Source organism: Mumia xiangluensis (assembly GCF_010994095.1).
Classification (GTDB): domain Bacteria; phylum Actinomycetota; class Actinomycetes; order Propionibacteriales; family Nocardioidaceae; genus Mumia; species Mumia xiangluensis.
Window position 1 is genome coordinate 280703 of record NZ_WJYO01000003.1, and the last position, 15594, is coordinate 296296.

At 71.6% G+C, this 15594-nt stretch carries 16 protein-coding genes; 3 read left to right on the plus strand and 13 right to left on the minus strand.

The genetic code is table 11. The features are described 5' to 3' along the window. Positions 1 to 11: 11 nt before the first annotated feature. Positions 12 to 245, minus strand: a complete 234-nt coding sequence (locus tag GH747_RS11625) for a hypothetical protein (RefSeq protein WP_149769745.1) — start codon at positions 243 to 245, stop codon at positions 12 to 14. 48 nt (positions 246 to 293) lie between these two features. Here GH747_RS11625 and GH747_RS11630 point away from each other — a divergent pair, with 48 nt between their 5' ends. Beyond that, the gene (locus tag GH747_RS11630; RefSeq protein ID WP_149769746.1) at positions 294 to 989 is read left to right on the plus strand and encodes a TetR/AcrR family transcriptional regulator; all 696 of its coding nucleotides are present in this window, start codon (positions 294 to 296) and stop codon (positions 987 to 989) included. A gap of 45 nt (positions 990 to 1034) precedes the next feature. Here the strand turns inward: GH747_RS11630 and GH747_RS11635 are convergent, their stop codons facing one another. Genes GH747_RS11635 through GH747_RS11645 form a run of 3 tightly spaced genes read right to left on the minus strand, consistent with a single transcriptional unit; the run spans position 1035 to position 2568 of the window. Continuing rightward, positions 1035 to 1805, minus strand: coding sequence for a methyltransferase domain-containing protein (locus tag GH747_RS11635; protein ID WP_149769747.1), 771 nt, complete (start codon positions 1803 to 1805; stop codon positions 1035 to 1037). Next, on the minus strand, positions 1806 to 2336 hold the full coding sequence (locus tag GH747_RS11640) for a Clp protease N-terminal domain-containing protein (protein WP_149769748.1): 531 nt from the start codon (positions 2334 to 2336) through the stop codon (positions 1806 to 1808). It abuts the gene before it with no gap. 1 nt (position 2337) lies between these two features. Further along, positions 2338 to 2568, minus strand: a complete 231-nt coding sequence (locus tag GH747_RS11645) for a helix-turn-helix domain-containing protein (protein WP_149769749.1) — start codon at positions 2566 to 2568, stop codon at positions 2338 to 2340. Between the two features lie 119 nt (positions 2569 to 2687). On the opposite strand from GH747_RS11645, the gene GH747_RS11650 reads away from it, so the two are divergent. Beyond that, positions 2688 to 3218, plus strand: a complete 531-nt coding sequence (locus GH747_RS11650; RefSeq protein ID WP_228552897.1) for a MarR family winged helix-turn-helix transcriptional regulator — start codon at positions 2688 to 2690, stop codon at positions 3216 to 3218. 10 nt (positions 3219 to 3228) lie between these two features. Here GH747_RS11650 and GH747_RS11655 read toward each other — a convergent pair whose 3' ends face one another. Further along, positions 3229 to 5322: an MMPL family transporter gene (locus tag GH747_RS11655; protein ID WP_149769750.1), complete on the minus strand. Its 2094-nt coding sequence runs from the start codon at positions 5320 to 5322 to the stop codon at positions 3229 to 3231. Positions 5323 to 5363: 41 nt separating this feature from the next. Continuing rightward, complete coding sequence (locus tag GH747_RS11660) at positions 5364 to 7136, minus strand: ABC-F family ATP-binding cassette domain-containing protein (RefSeq protein WP_149769751.1); 1773 nt, start codon at positions 7134 to 7136, stop codon at positions 5364 to 5366. An 89-nt stretch (positions 7137 to 7225) separates the two neighbouring features. Here GH747_RS11660 and GH747_RS11665 point away from each other — a divergent pair, with 89 nt between their 5' ends. Beyond that, entirely contained in the window at positions 7226 to 7627 is a 402-nt protein-coding gene (locus GH747_RS11665; RefSeq protein WP_149769752.1) for a RidA family protein, read from the plus strand. Between the two features lie 10 nt (positions 7628 to 7637). On the opposite strand, the gene GH747_RS11670 is transcribed toward GH747_RS11665, so the two are convergent. From GH747_RS11670 to GH747_RS11700, 7 genes are all read right to left on the minus strand, one after another. Continuing rightward, a complete protein-coding gene (locus tag GH747_RS11670) occupies positions 7638 to 8405 on the minus strand; it encodes an SDR family oxidoreductase (protein WP_149769753.1) in 768 nt (255 codons plus the stop codon). Positions 8406 to 8466: 61 nt separating this feature from the next. Next, positions 8467 to 9384, minus strand: coding sequence for a 4-(cytidine 5'-diphospho)-2-C-methyl-D-erythritol kinase (locus GH747_RS11675; protein WP_149769754.1), 918 nt, complete (start codon positions 9382 to 9384; stop codon positions 8467 to 8469). A 9-nt stretch (positions 9385 to 9393) separates the two neighbouring features. Further along, positions 9394 to 10275 carry a 16S rRNA (adenine(1518)-N(6)/adenine(1519)-N(6))-dimethyltransferase RsmA gene (gene rsmA, locus GH747_RS11680; RefSeq protein WP_149770056.1) on the minus strand — a complete coding sequence of 294 codons (882 nt, stop codon included), beginning with the start codon at positions 10273 to 10275 and terminating at the stop codon, positions 9394 to 9396. After that, complete coding sequence (locus GH747_RS22430; RefSeq protein ID WP_163695539.1) at positions 10272 to 11351, minus strand: resuscitation-promoting factor; 1080 nt, start codon at positions 11349 to 11351, stop codon at positions 10272 to 10274. Before GH747_RS22430 ends, rsmA begins: the two co-directional genes overlap by 4 nt. 367 nt (positions 11352 to 11718) lie before the next feature. Beyond that, on the minus strand, positions 11719 to 12564 hold the full coding sequence (locus GH747_RS11690) for a TatD family hydrolase (protein WP_205602911.1): 846 nt from the start codon (positions 12562 to 12564) through the stop codon (positions 11719 to 11721). Continuing rightward, complete coding sequence (metG, locus tag GH747_RS11695) at positions 12561 to 14420, minus strand: methionine--tRNA ligase (RefSeq protein WP_149769756.1); 1860 nt, start codon at positions 14418 to 14420, stop codon at positions 12561 to 12563. Before metG ends, GH747_RS11690 begins: the two co-directional genes overlap by 4 nt. A 30-nt stretch (positions 14421 to 14450) precedes the next feature. After that, a complete protein-coding gene (locus tag GH747_RS11700) occupies positions 14451 to 15578 on the minus strand; it encodes a hypothetical protein (RefSeq protein ID WP_149769757.1) in 1128 nt (375 codons plus the stop codon). Positions 15579 to 15594: the final 16 nt, after the last annotated feature.

A 15594-nucleotide genomic window follows, 5' to 3' on the forward strand; every position in this document is an offset into this window, starting at 1 on the left:
TCGGCCGTGACTCAGTGGGGCTGCGCGTCCCGCTTGGTCTTGTGCGTGCCGATGTCTGCCTCGGCGATGCCGACGATCAGCGCGGTCACCGCGCCGAAGATCGCGAGCGCGGTGCCCACCGACTCCCACGGATAGCTGTCGATCGCGCCGCTGCGGGCGAGCGCGAGGACCGTGAGGCCGGAGATCACGAAGGTTGCGACGACCACGACGACCGCGGCCCACTTGGCAAGTCTGCTGATGTGCATGGCGTCCCCTTCACGAGGCTGTCCTTCCACGGTCGACCCGTCGAGCCGATGACGCAAGCGGAGCCGCTCGCCCGAGTACGGCAGAATGCCCAGGTGGCGAAGAACCCTGAGCCGGAGACCAAGCGCAGCAGCAAGCGGATGACCGCGGCCGAGCGGCGCGAACAGCTGATCGCGATCGCGCGCACGCTCTTCGCCGACCGGGGCGTCGACGGGACGACCGTCGAGGAGATCGCGGCGCGAGCCTCCGTCTCGAAGCCCGTCGTCTACGAGCACTTCGGCGGCAAGGAGGGGCTGTACGCCGTGGTCGTCGACCGCGAGGTCCGCACCCTGCTCGACATGATGCGCGCCGCCCTCACCAGCGGCGGCCCGCGGGAGCTCCTGCAGCAGGCGGCGTTCGCGCTGCTGACCTACGTCGAGACCAGCTCCGACGGCTTCCGGATCCTCGTACGGGACGCGCCCGTCGGGTCGCCCACCGGGTCGTACGTCAGCATCATCGGCGACATCGCCAGCCGCGTCGAGGACATCCTGGCCGGCGAGTTCAAACGACGCGGGTACGACTCGAAGCTCGCACCGATGTACGCCCAGATGCTCGTCGGCATGGTCTCCACCACCGGCCAGTGGTGGCTGCACGCGCGCAAGCCCAGCAAGGACGTCGTGGCCGCGCACCTCGTCAACCTCGCGTGGAACGGCCTCTCCAACCTCGACATGAAGCCGGTCCTGCTCACCCCCCACGACGAGGACTGACGCGCCGCTTCGCGACTCCCTCAGACGCGCCGCTTCGCGACTCCCTCAGACGCGCCGCTTCGCGACGACGAACGTCCTCGGGAACGGCAGCACCGTCCCGTACTCCCGTCTCGGGTACGCGTCCCGGAGCGCGGCCTTGTAGTCGGCCGTGAACCGCGCGCGCAGGTCGTCCGGCAGTGCCTGCAGCACCGGCCTTGCTCCCGTCCCCGAGATCCAGCGGAAGACCGGGTCCTCGCCGTCGAGCACGTGGAAGTAGGTCGTCCCCCACACGTCCAGGTCCCAGCGGTCGTCGACCAGACGCTCGAGGTACGCCGCTGGCGAGACACCACGGGCCGCCGCGAGCCCCGCGGTGTGGGCGGCGTACGGCGCACGCCCCGCGAGCTCACGCAGCAGCACGTGGTTCGGCTCGTCGTGGTTGTCCGGGACCTGGAACGCGAGCACCCCACCGGGCGCGACATGTCGACGCAGCCTCGGGACGACCTCCAGCTGGCGCGGGACCCACTGGAACGCGGCGTTCGAGACGACGAGGTCGACCGGCTCGCTCGGCTCCCACGTGGCGATGTCACCGAGCGCGTACGAGACTCCCGGGACATCGCCATCGCGCCGAGCCTGCTCGATCATCTCCGGCGACGAGTCGACGCCGGAGATGAGGGCATCGGGCCACCGGTGGCGCAGGACCCCGCTCAGGTGACCCGGCCCGCAGCCGAGGTCGACGATCGTGCGGGGTTCGATCGGGACACGCGCCACGAGGTCGAGGAACGGGCGCGCCCGCTCGGACTCGTACGCGAGGTAGAGGCTCGGGTCCCACCCGGGCACTCAGGCCGCCTTTCCTGAGACGGCGCGTGCCACCTCGTCGCGCAGCGCCGCCGGGTCGTCGCAGACGGCCGCGATCACGGCCGTCGTCCGCGGGTCGTTCACCGCAAGGACGCCGGCGAGCAGCTGCGGTGCGCCGATCTCCCGCCCGGGCCCAGCCACGGTCGCACGGAGTGCCTGCTCGAGCGCGGCCTTGCTGCCGCGAGCGAACCTGAGATGTCCACGGCCGCGACCCGCTCGGTCGAGTGCACCCGGTCCGAACGTCGTGTCCGCCTGCTCGCGGACGGCGTCGAGGTCGACGCCCAGGGACGCGAGCGCGGCAGCGTCGAGCGTGCCGTCGCCGCTGCCGGCGATCTGCGCACGGACGGCGGCGTACGTGACGCCGTGGCGCGACAGGATCCCGTCAGCCGGATCGTGCTTCACCAGCGCACCCAGCACGTGCACCGGCTCGATGCGCCGGTCCCCCACGTCGTGCGCCTCCGCCTGAGCCTCCGTGACCGCGGTGCGCGCGGTCGCCGTGAACTTCTCGAACATGTCAGTCCTCTCCCTGTCGTGCGGATCCTCGGCGCTCGAGGCCGCCGTGCTTCTTGTGGGCGGCCTGGCGCGACACCCCGAGCGCGTCCGCGATCTGCTGCCACGACCACCCGAGCTCGCGCGCCCGTTCGACCTGGAGCCGCTCCAGTCGTGCGGCGAGCTCGCCGAGCGCGCGGACGGCGCGGAGCCCGACGGCGGGGTCGGGGTCAGTGGTGCCTGCCATGTCAGCCATGCGTCAACTCTAGTTGACGCTTTGCAGGTCGTCAACATTCATTGACGCGCTCGATGCGCACTCCTGCCGGCTTGCACGCAGACTCTCGACGTCGAGAATCTTGACGGTAGGCTGGGCGGGTGCGAGACGCAGGAAGGGCATCCGGTGCTGGGCACGACGAGGTGGACCGCCTCGTCGCGGCGTGGCGACGTGAACGCCCCGACCTCGATGTCGAGCCGATGGAGGTTCTGAGCCGGGTCTCGCGGTTGTCCCGCCACCTCGACCTCGCTCGCCGCGAGGCGTTCGCCGACCAGGATCTCGACGGGTGGGAGTTCGACGTGCTCTCGGCGCTGCGGCGCGCGGGCGAGCCGTACCAGCTCTCGCCCGGCCAGCTCCTGCGCGAGACCCTCGTCACCAGCGGCACCATGACAAACCGGATCGACCGGCTCACGTCGCGTGGCTTCGTCGAACGCCTGCCGGACCCGGCAGATCGTCGCGGCGTCCAGGTACGCCTCACCGACGAGGGCCGATCCGTCGTCGACGCGGCGCTGGAGGCGCTGCTGTCCCGCGAGCGTCAGCTGCTCGCGGCGCTCGGCGACGACGACGCCGGCAGGCTCTCCGCCCTGCTGCGCGGCCTGCTGCTCCCGTTCGACGCCCCCGACGGGTCCTGACCGGACTCGCTCAGCGCCGGCGCTGGAGCCCGCTGGGCCACCAGATGCGCGACCCGATGTCGTACGACAGCGCCGGCACGAGCAGCGACCGCACGATCAACGTGTCGAGGAGCACCCCGAACGCGACCAGGAACGCGATCTGCGCCAGGAACAGGATCGGGATCACGGCGAGCGCCGAGAACGTCGCCGCGAGCACCACACCTGCGGACGTGATGACGCCGCCCGTCACGACCAGCCCGTGCAGGATGCCCTCACGGGTCCCCCGCCGTACGGACTCCTCCCGGACCCGGGTCATCAAGAAGATGTTGTAGTCGATACCGAGCGCGACGAGGAACACGAACGCGTACAGGGGCACCGAGGGGTCGGCTCCCGGCCAGCCGAACGCGTGGTCGAACACGAGCCCGGCGACCCCGAGGGTCGAGAAGAAGCTCAGCACCGTCGTCGCCACCAGGAGGACGGGAGCGAGCACCGACCGGAGCAGCACGATCAGCACCAGCAGGATCACCAGGAGAACGACGGGGATGATCAGCGTACGGTCGTGCTCGGCGACGTCGTTGCCGTCGACCTGCTGGGCGGTCTCGCCCCCGACGAGGACGCCGTCACCGAGCTCGTGGAGCTCGGTGCGCAGGTTGCGCACGGTCTCCTCCGCGGCGTGGCTGTCAGCTGGGTCCGCCAGGGTCACCTCGAGCATCACCAGCCCGTCGACGACCTTCGGTGGCGCGTCGGCCGCGTCGGCGTCGCCGCCCGCCGGCATCGGCGCCATGGTCGCGACGCCGTCGACCTGCGCGACGATGCGCTCGACCTCCTCCAGGTCACCCTCGGGAGCGACGACGACCGCGGGAGAGCCGGACCCGCCCGGGAAGTGACGCGCGACCGCCTCCTGGCCCGTGACGGCCTCCGACTCGCCCAGGAGGATGTCGCTCTGCGAGACGCCCGAAGCACTGAAGGTGGGCGCGAACGCGGCTGCGAGCACGAGGGCGAGCGTGGCACCGGCCCACAGCCGGCGCGGGCGGTTCTTGACCAGCCGTGCGACCGAGCCCCAGATGCCGGACTCCTCGGGCTTGGCGCTCCCGACGTGCGGGCGGAACGGCCAGAACGCGGCGCGTCCGAGGAGCACCAGCACCGCCGGGAGGAACGTCAGCGCCGAGAACATCGCCGCCGCGATGCCGAGGGCGGCGACCGGACCGAGGCTGCGGTTCGAGGTGAGGTCTGACAGCAGCAGGCACAGCAGGCCGAGGATGACGGTGCTGCCGGAGGCGAGGACCGGCCGCAGCGCGCGGCGCCAGGCGACCCGCATCGCGGTGAAGCGGTCCTCGTGCGCGCGCAGCTCCTCGCGGTAGCGCGCGACGAGGAGCAGGGCGTAGTCGGTCGCAGCCCCGACGACGAGGATCGACATGATCCCCTGGCTCTGCCCGTTGAGATCCAGCACGCCGGCGTCGGCAAGCTGGTAGACGACGAACGCCGCCAGCCCGAGGCCCAGCACCGAGGTGAGGAGCACCGCGAACGGCAGCAGCGGACTCCGGTAGACCACGAGCAGGATGACGAGGACGACGACGAGGGCGACGCCCAGGAGCAGGCCGTCGATGCCGCCGAACGCGGAACCGATGTCGGCGGCGAACCCGCCCGGACCGGTGACGTACGCGGTGGCGCCGTCGACGTCGTCGACAGTGGCCCGGACGTCGTCGACGACGGTCTCCACCTCGCCCGCAGCCTCAGGGTCGATCTGTGCGTAGCCGGCGAGCGCGCGGCCGTCCTCCGACGGGACGGGTCCGCGTCCGGGCCCCTCGATGCCGTCGATCCTGCCGACGGCGGCGAGCTGGTCGGCCGCAGCCGCACGACCCTCGGCAGAGATCGGCTCGTCCGACTCCCACACGATGACGAGCGGCACGGAGTCGGGGGCGAACCTCGCCTGGATCGCCGCGACCTCCGTCGACTCCGCGCTCTCGGGGAGGAAGGCTGCGGTGTCGTTCTCCGCGACCTCGCCCAGCTTCCCGGCGAACGGGCCGGCGAGCCCGCCGAGCACGAGCCAGACGATGACGACGACGACCGGCAGGACCCACCGGACTCGTGAGTGCGAGCCTCGGGCGGGTTCGGAACGGGCCACGCTCTACTCCGGAGGGGGGTGCTGACGGGCGATGGGCCCGGTCAACCTAACACCTCTGCGAGCTCCAGCCAGATTGACTCCAAGGAGGCCTTCTCGTCGGTGAGCTCGGTCAGCCTGGCCTGCAGCTCGGACAGCTTCGCGCCGTCGGTCGCGTGGGCCGTCATCTCCTCAGCGACCGCGGCCGAGAGCTCCGAGATCTTGGCCAGGCGACGGTCGATCCGCGCCATCTCCTTCTGAGCCGCACGCTCCTCGGCGCCGGACAGACCAGCACCCTCGGTTGGCGCCGCGGCCGTCGCTCCCGCGACCAGGTCCATCGGTGTCGGACCTGCTGCGGCGGCCCCACGCGCCGCCGCATCGCGGGGACGGTACGCGTCCACACCGCCGACGAGCATGCGTACGGACCCGTCGCCCGGCAGCTCGTAGACGGTGTCCGTGACCCGCTCGAGGAAGTAGCGGTCGTGCGAGACGACCACCAGGGTCCCGGGCCACCGGTCGAGGTAGTCCTCGATCACGGTGAGGGTGTCGATGTCGAGGTCGTTGGTCGGCTCGTCGAGCAGGAGGACGTTCGGCTCCGACAGCAGCAGCCGCATCACCTGGAGCCGGCGCCGCTCGCCACCGGACAGGTCGCCGATGCGCGAGGTGAGCAGGTCGCCGGTGAAGCCGAACCCCTCCAGCAACGACGTCGCCCGCAGCTCGGGGCCGCTCACCGAGTCGAGGACGCGCTCCTGCGGGTCGAGCTCGTCGAGGGCCTGCGAGAGATAGGCGACCGAGATCGTCTTGCCCCGCTTCACCCGGCCGCTGTCCGGTTCGAGCGTGCCGGCGACGAGTCGCATCACCGAGGTCTTGCCCGTCCCGTTCGGCCCGACGAGACCGACACGGTCGCCGGGGCCGAGCCGCCACGTCGCGCGGTCGAGGATCCGCGCCGTGCCGCGGGTGAGGCTGACGTCCTCGAGGTCGACGACGTCCTTGCCGAGCCGGCTGGTCGCGAAGCGCTCGAGCTCCAGCCGGTCGCGGGGCGGCGGCTCGTCGGCGATCAGGGCGTTCGCGGCGTCGATGCGGAACTTCGGCTTGGACGTCCGTGCGGGCGCGCCGCGACGCAGCCAGGCCAGCTCCTTGCGGGCGAGGTTCTGGCGCCGGCTCTCCGTGGCGGCTGCCTGCCGGTCGCGCTCGGCGCGGGCGAGGACGTACGCCGCGTACCCGCCGTCGTACTGGTCGACGACGCCGTCGTGGACCTCCCAGGTCCGGGTCGCGACCTCGTCGAGGAACCAGCGGTCGTGCGTCACGACGACGATCGCGCACTCGCGGATGCGGAGGTGCCGCGCGAGCCAGGCGATGGCGTCGATGTCGAGATGGTTCGTCGGCTCGTCGAGCACGAGGAGGTCGTGCTGGCCGAGCAGCAGCCGTGCCAGGGAGGCGCGGCGGCGCTCACCGCCGGACATGCCCTCGACGATGCGGTCGAGCGAGATCCCCGCGAGCAGGACGGTGACGACCTCGCGCGTCGTCGGGTCGGATGCCCACTCGTGGTCGGCCTTGCCGCCGAGGACCGCCTCACGGAGCGTGTGCGCCTCGTGGAGCTCGTCGGTCTGCGTCAGGAACCCGACCTCGAGCCCGCGGGTGTGCGTGACCCGGCCGGCGTCGGTCGGCTCGATCCTTGCGAGGACCCGCAGCAGGGTGGTCTTGCCGCCGCCGTTGCGGCCGACGACGCCGATCCGGTCGGTGGCGGCGACTCCCAGGCTGACCGAGTCCAGCAGCGTACGGGTGCCGTGGGACTTGTCGACACCGTCCAGGTTCACGAGGTTCTGCGGCGGAGTCACCCGGCAAGCCTACGAGGCGGACCACGTGCCGCCGCTCCCGCCTCCAATCCGGACATCGGGTGTCCGGGTGCTCCCCTACCGTCGAAGACATGACCGAGATTGCACTGCACAGTCCGTCAGGCCTGGTCCAGAGCCCGGCCTTCAGCCACGTCGCCGTCATCCCGCCGGGAGCCACGACCGTCCTCGTCGGCGGTCAGAACGGCGTCGACGAGTCCGGGGCGATCGTCTCCGACGAGGCCGCCGTCCAGGTCGCGCAGGCTCTCGACAACGTCGAGACCGCTCTCGCCGGGGCGGGAGCCACGCTCGAGGACGTCGTCTCGTGGACGATCCTGTTCGCCGAGGGCATCGACGTCCAGGCGGCGTACGCCGTCGCCGGGCCACGGCTCGCGCGCGACGGCGCCCCGCCACTCGTCACGGCGGCTATCGTGTCGTCCCTCGCAGTTCCGGGAGCGCTGATCGAGCTCGGCGTGACCGCCGCCGTGGTGCGGTGAGCCCGGCGGCTCAGCGCGCGTGCGTGACGCCGCCGTCGACGACGAGCGTCTCGCCGACCACGTAGTCCCCGGCGCGGGACGCGAGGAAGATCGCGGCTCCCGCCATGTCCGCGGGTGTGCCGATGCGACCCGCTGGGATCCTCGCGGCGACGGCGTCCGCGTGGTCGCGCGCCGTACGGTTCATCTCCGACGCGAACGCGCCGGGCGCGATGCCGCTGACGACGATGTTGTCCGGAGCCAGCCGGACCCCGAGCTTGCGCGTCAGGTGGACGAGACCGGCCTTGCTCGCGTGGTACGAGTACGTCTCGTCGGCGTTGAGCGAGAGTCCGTCGATCGAGGCGATGTTGATGACCTTCGCCGGGTGGTCCGTGGCTGCCTTCGCGAGCAGCGGGGTGAGCGCCTGGGTCAGGAAGAACGGCGCCTTGACGTTCACGTCCATGACCTTGTCCCAACCGCCCTCCGGGAACTCCGCGTACGGCGCGCCCCAGGCGGCTCCGGCGTTGTTCACGAGGATGTCCAGCGAGTCCTCGAGCGCGGCGTAGCGCTCCGCGAGGTCGCGTACGCCGTCGGTGGTCGAGACGTCGGACGGCAGCGAGACGCAGGTGCCGAGCGCAGACATCTCCTCGGCTGCTCGGTCGCAGGCCTCGGCCTTCCGCGCGGTGACGTAGACACGGGCACCCTGGGCGAGGAACCCCTCGGCGATCATGCGGCCGATGCCGCGTGACCCACCGGTGACGAGTGCGGTGCGGCCTTCGAGGGAGAAGAGGTCAGTCGGCATGGGCCGATACTAAGCGAGCGCTTAGTTCTCGTCCACGTCCACGTCCACGGCACGCACGCGGTCAGATCAGGTGCGCGCCGGCCTCGGGGCCGGAGGCCTGCACGGCGTCGGCGCAGACGCCGGTCGCGAGCAGCAGGCGTGCCAGCTCCTCGGAGTGGCTCGCGTCCTCCGCGAGGACCATCACCGTCGGCCCCGAGCCTGAGACGAGCGCCCCCAGGGCGTCCCCCTCCTCCGCCACCTCGAAGACCCGCTGGAGCTCCGGGCGCAGGCCGAGCGCAGGAGCCTGGAGGTCGTTCGACAGGGCACGGCCGAGCCCCGTGGCGTCGCCCGCCGCGAGCGCGGTGAGGAGCGCCTGCGGGACCTCCGGCATCGGCGGCGGGGAGTCGGCGTGCAGCACGTCGTACTCGGCGTACACCTGCGCCGTGGACAGCCCGTGGTCAGCGATCGCGAACACCCAGTGGAAGCGGCCGCGGGCCAGCACCGGGCTGACCTCCTCGCCTCGACCACCGCCGAGCGCCGTCCCGCCGTGCAGCAGGAACGGCACGTCCGAGCCGAGGGTCGCCGCGATCTCCTCGAGCTCGCGCCGCTTCGCCTGCGTCCCCCAGAGCGCGTCGCACGCGACCAGCGCCGCAGCCGCGTCCGCGGAACCGCCGGCCATGCCGCCCATCACCGGGATCGCCTTGCGGATCGCGAGCGACACACCGGCATCGACGCCGAACGCCTCGCGCAGCGCCAGCGCAGCGCGTACGGCGAGGTTGTCGGGGCCGGTCGGGACCGGCGCCTGCTCACGCGTGCCGTCGCCGGCGAACTGCGTACGGACCGTCACCGTGTCGTCGTCGACCTCGGTCGCCCGGACCTCGTCGCACAGGTCGACCGCCTGGTAGACGGTCGCCAACGGGTGGTATCCGTCGTCGCGTCGGGGCCCGACGCCGAGACACAGGTTGATCTTCGCGGGCACCCGCGCGGTCGTCGTACGCACCGGCTCAACCTATCGTCCGGTGTCGGTGGCTTCCGGGGCTGCCACGTCGAGCGCCGCAGCGATCCGGACGAAGGCTGCGAGGTCGAGCTGCTCGCCGCGCTCCTGCGGCGACACACCCGCCGCCACGAGCGCAGCCTCGGAGCGATCGGCTCCGCCGGCGATCCCGGCCAGCGCAGCCCGCAGGGTCTTGCGCCGCTGCGCGAACGCGGCGTCGACGACCGCGAAGACCCGCTTCCGGTCGGCACCCGCCGGAGGCTCGCGACGCGTCCACGCGACGAGCCCGGAGTCGACGTTCGGAGCGGGCCAGAACACGTTGCGACCCACACGTCCTGCGGGACGGACGTCGGCGTACCAGGCGGACTTCAGACTCGGCACCCCGTACGTGCGCGACCCTGGCCCGGCCGCCAGGCGGTCGGCGACCTCCGACTGGACCATCACCAGACCGCGCTCGATGCTCGGGACGAGCTCGAAGAAGTGCAGGAGGACGGGGACCGAGATGTTGTACGGCAGGTTCGCGACCAGCGCGGTCGGCGCCGGTCCCGGCAGCTCGGTCACCTGGAGCGCGTCAGCGTGGAGCACGTCGAGGTCAGCCACGCGGCTCGGCGCGAAGGTCTCGACCGTGCCGGGGAGCGCGCCCGCGAGCCGCTCGTCGACCTCGACCGCGACGACGTGCCGCACCTGGTCGAGCAGCGCCAGGGTCAGCGACCCCAGGCCCGGCCCGATCTCCAGCACGACGTCGTCCTCGCCGACACCGGCCGCACGCACGATCCGCCGAACCGTGTTGGCGTCGATGACGAAGTTCTGTCCCCGCTTCTTCGTCGGGACGACGTCGAACGCCTCGGCGAGCGAGCGGATGTCGCCGGGGCCCAGGAGGCGTACGTCGCCGCTCAGGTCGGGAGCCCCAGCTGGGCGGCGCAGTGCGGCCAGGACCCGTAGCTGCCGCCGTTGGCGTCGCGGAGCTTGGTGGCGACCGCGATCTGCTGCTCGCGCGAGTTCTCGTGCGGGTAGCCCTGGCCACCGTAGGCGCGCCACGTGCCGAGGTTGAACTGCAGCCCGCCGTAGTAGCCGTTGCCGGTGTTGATGCTCCAGTTGCCGCCCGACTCGCACTGGGCGAGGCGGTCCCAGACCGAGCCGTCGCCCGGGTCGATGGACGGCGTGTCGGGCTTGGTGCCGTGGCGCTCGATCTGGGCCACCGCCTTCGTGAGGACGACCGTCTTGACCACCTTGCGGCTGCGGACCTTGCCGTCCGCGCGGACGATCTCGTAGGTCACCTTCGCGGTGCCCGGCTTGCCCTTGCGGACGACGTCGACCTTGCCGGCCTTCATCGAGTCGACCTCGCGGACCTTGGTCTTGAAGTCGACCGTCTCGGTCTTCGTGCGGACGGTCTTCGCGACACGGACGACCTGGACACGCATCCCGTCCTTGAGCGCGGTGGCCGGCCTCGGGTCGACCTCGTCGAGGGCGCCCAGGGTGATGCCGAGGCTCGCGAGCGCGTCGGCGACGGTCTCGCCGGCGGCGTACACGTTCTTCTTGTCGCCGTCGGCGACCAGCCGGATCTTGTTCGGGCTGGTGATCGTCAGCGCGAGACCGGCACGCGGAACAGTCGCGGAGCGGCTCGTCGAGAGCTCCGCCGCAGCGTGCGGGCGGATGCCGAGCTGGGAGAGCGCGTCGTCGACCTGCAGGGCCGTGGTCCAGTACGTCGTGGCGGTGCCGTCGACGGTCAGGACGAGCTTGCGCGCGTAGCGGACGGCGACCTTGGTGCCGTCCTTGACGCTGGCGCCGACCGACGGAGCAACGACGTCGCGGTCGCCGAGCTCGATGCCCTCGGCGTCGAGGACGTCGGAGACGGTGCCGCCGAAGGTGCGGACCTGGGTCTCCTTCCCGTCGACGCTGAGGGTGACGGTCTTGCTGAGCACGGTGAACGCAAGGACGCCGGCCACGATGGCGGCGACGACGACCGTGCTCACGGTCGTGAGGGCAAGGCGGGTACGCACGGGGCTCCCTGGGGGTGGGGACGAGACAAAAACTCTCGGCAGAGTAACCAGATCGTGACCTGAAACCCAACCCCCGTGACGTGGGTCACGTGGATTCGGGGAACTTACGGCCGTGTGGTTTCCGCAGGTCGGGCCGCGGTCCGCGTTTGCCACGCTCCCGTCGCAAATACCGGCCGTGCCCCGCAAATCTGCGGTGGTCGAGAGGGGTTTGCCACGGGAGCCACGCAAATGGGGAGGGTGGAACGGGGGCGGGGAGGCGCGGACAGGCGGCGCGGCGCGGACAGGCAGCGCGGCGCGGACGGGCGGGGCGGGGCGGCGCGGCGCGGACGGGCGCCGGCGCTCAGCCCCAGGTGCCGCCGAAGGCCGCGTCGGTGTTGGCGTCGATCGCGGCGCACAGGTCGGCGAGGTCGGCATCGAGCACCTGCGCCATGGCCCGCACCGTGGTTGGCACGAGGTACGAGGCGTTGGGCTTGCCGCGGTGCGGAGTCGGTGTGAGGAACGGGGCATCGGTCTCGACGAGGATCCGGTCCATCGGCGTGACGGCGAGCGCGTCGCGTACGGGCTGGGCGTTCTTGAACGTCACCGTGCCGGCGTACGACAGCCAGAACCCGCGCTCGACGCACGCCCGCGCGAAGTCGGCGTGCCCGGAGAAGCAGTGCATGACGGTGCGCTCGGGAGCGCCGACCTCGTCCAGCACTGCCAGCACGTCCGCGTGGGCGTCCCGGTCGTGGATGACCAGCGTCTTGTCGTGCTTCTTCGCCATCGCGATGTGGGCGCGGAACGACTCGTGCTGCGCAGCGAGACCGTCCTCCCCCGTACGGAAGTAGTCGAGGCCGGTCTCCCCCACGGCACGGACGCGCGGGCTGGAGGCGACCAGGGACTCGATCTCCGCGAGTGCGGCGTCGAGCTCGCCGTCAGCGGCCAGGCGCGGCGCCTCGTTGGGGTGCAGCGCAACGCCGGCGATGATCACGTCGTGCGCCTCCGCAGCCGCCACCGCCCACCGCGCGCCAGGGAGGTCGCAGCCGATCTGCACGATCCGCGTCACGTTCACCTCACGTGCACGCGCGAGAGCGTCGAGCACCGAGAGCTGCTCGGCCGAGTCGTCCATGTCGAGATGGCAGTGGTTGTCGACCACCGGGCCGGGCAGTGCCTCCGGGAGCGGCGGCCGGTCTCCGTCGCGGCTCACGCCGGGGCATCCTCTGCGCTGTCGACCGTGTCCGCGCGGACGATCGGGGCCCAGTCGGGTCCGGTCTCGCCGAGCGAGGGATCGAGCTTCGCGAACAGGGGCGACGGCTTGGACAGCGCGGTGCCCGCGACGATCGGCGTACGGCGCCAGGCTGCCTGCTCGACGCTGTAGTCGCCGGTGATCACGGGGTAGGAGCGACCCATGTCGGGGATGCCGACGCCGATCGGGTCCGCCGGGATGTCGTCGACCACCTCACGGACCTCGGGCTGCGCCGCCCACACGCCGGTGCCGCCGAGGGTCTCGAAGACCCGCTGCGCCGCGTGCGGGAGGAACGGGGTGAGCAGCGTGTTGGCGTCGGCGACGACCTGGAGCGCGGTGTGCAGCACGGTGGCCTGCCGCTCGGGGTCGTCCTTGAGCTTCCACGGCTCCATGTCGGACAGGTAGCGGTTGGCGGCGGTCACGACCCGCATCGCCTCGCCGATGCCCTGCTTGAAGCGGCTGCGCGCGAGGTGCCCGCCGACGACGTCGTACGCCGCGGCGGCCGTGTCGAGCAACGCCTGGTCGGCGTCGGTGAGCGCCCCCGGTGCAGGGATCTCGCCGAAGTTCTTGTGTGCCATCGAGACCGAGCGGTTCACGAGGTTGCCCCACTCGTTGGCGAGCTCGAAGTTGGTCCGGCGGACGAACTCCTCCCACGTGAAGTCGGCGTCCTGGTTCTCCGGTCCGGCGACGGCGATGAAGTAGCGCAGCGCGTCGGGCCCGAACGCAGCAAGGAAGTCACCGACGTAGATGACGGTGCCGCGGCTGGTCGAGAACTTGGAGCCGCTCATCGTGAGGTACTCGCTGGACACGACCTCGGTCGGGAGCTCCAGCTCGCCGAGCGGACCTGCCTCGCCGCCCTTGCTGCCGAGACCCCGGTAGCCGAGCAGGAGCGCCGGCCAGATCTGGCTGTGGAAGGTGATGTTGTCCTTGCCCATGAAGTAGGCGGACTCGGCATCGGGGTTGGTCCACCACTCGCGCCACGCCTCGGGGTCGCCGGAGCGGACGGCCCACTCGACCGACGCCGAGAGGTAGCCGATGACCGCATCGAACCACACGTACAGCTTCTTGTCCGTGCGGTCGTCCCACCCCTGCAGCGGGACGGGCACACCCCAGTCGATGTCGCGGGTGACAGCACGCGGTCGCAGGTTCTCGACGAGGTTGAGGCTGAAGCGCAGCACGTTGGGACGCCAGTCGGTGCGCGACTTCAGCCACTCGGTCAGCGCCTCGGCGAGCGCGGGGAGGTCGAGGAAGAAGTGCTCGGTCTCGACGAACTTCGGCGTCTCGCCGTTGACCTTGCTGCGTGGGTTGAGCAGGTCCGCGGGGTCGAGCTGGTTGCCGCAGTTGTCGCACTGGTCGCCGCGCGCACCGTCGTACCCGCAGATCGGGCAGGTGCCCTCGATGTAGCGGTCCGGGAGCGTACGGCCCGTCGACGGGGAGATCGCGCCGGTCGTCACCTTCGGGACGAGGTAGCCGTTGCGGTGCAGGCCGGCGAAGATCTCCTGCGCGATCGCGTAGTGGTTGCGCGTCGTCGTGCGGGTGAAGAGGTCGTACGAGACGCCGAGCCCGGCGAGGTCCTCGACGATGACCCGGTTGTAGCGGTCGGCCAGCTCCCGCGCGGTGGAGCCCTCGGCGTCGGCCTGGACCAGGATCGGGGTGCCGTGCTCGTCGGTGCCCGACACCATCAGCACGCGGTCGCCCATCATGCGGTGGTACCGGGAGAAGATGTCGGAAGGAACTCCGAACCCGGACACGTGACCGATGTGGCGCGGGCCGTTGGCGTAGGGCCAGGCGACCGCGGTGAGGACAGACTTCGACATGGCGCCCATCCTACGGAGGCGCCGACGACCTCAGCCGCGCCGCCCGCGCGGCAGGACTCGCTCGATGATCTCGGACGGTGGCAGCTGGCGCGCACGACGCAGCATCGGCTTCAGACCGGACTGTGGCTCGAGCGCGGCCTCGATCGCTCCCGCGACGGCGCGAGCGGCGACGTCGGCGGGGAGCGACGTCGTACGGGGGTGGGCGCCGCGAGTCCTCGGCGAGCGGGCCGGGTCCACGACGAGCGAGTCGAGTTCGCCGACCACGTGGACACCGCTCGCGCGAAGGTCGACGACGATCTCCTGGCTCACGTCGCGCAGGTGGGTGATGGCCCACCGCGGCAGCTCCACGCGTGAGGCGTCCGGATCGGGCGGCGCGCTCTTGAGCATCTGGTTCACCCCCATCCGGACGAACCGCCGGTAGTCGCGAGGATCCCAGTCGCGCGCGCGGAACTCGCGGTTGAGGGCGCGGACGAGCTCGACCTCCGGCAGGGTCAGCGACCGGTTGAGGCGGTCCGGCTCGGGCACGAGCACGCCGTCGGGTGCGCCGACCATCGCCTCGAAGACCCGGAGCAGCGCGGACCTGTCGCTCTCGTCCACCACCACGACCGTGACCCGGTCCGGACCGACGACGTCAGCCCAACGGCGTACGAGGACGTCGTGGCGGTGCCGCACCCAGAACCGGGAGCTGGTGGGGACGTCGTCGAGCAGGATCCCCTTCAGCCATCGGCGCCACGAGCCTCGTCGGCCGTTCTGGACGTACTGCTGCCACTGCGACGGCACGATGCGGTCGAGCGCGCGCAACGTGACGACCACGTGGACGCGGTCACGACCGAGATCGGTGACGACCCGCTCGACCGCGGCACCCTGGGCGTCGGCGAAGAACTCGTTCGAGACCACGACCCGTCCCCGTTCGGGGACCGATGCCACGAACCGCTGCCAGTCACGGATGTCGACCGGCGGCTCACCGGTCATCGGCGAGCCCCCGGTGACGGCGATCACCGCCTGCGTCGGCGTGCGAGAGCGGCCGGGATAGCTGACCCCCTCGGCTCGGAGCGCCCGACGCGCGCGGAAGAACGCGCTCTGCACCGCGGTCGTCCCCGTCTTGTGCGGTCCGACGTGGAGGAGCAGTCCGTCCTCCGGCAGCAGTAGGTCACTCATGGGCGAGTCCGATCCG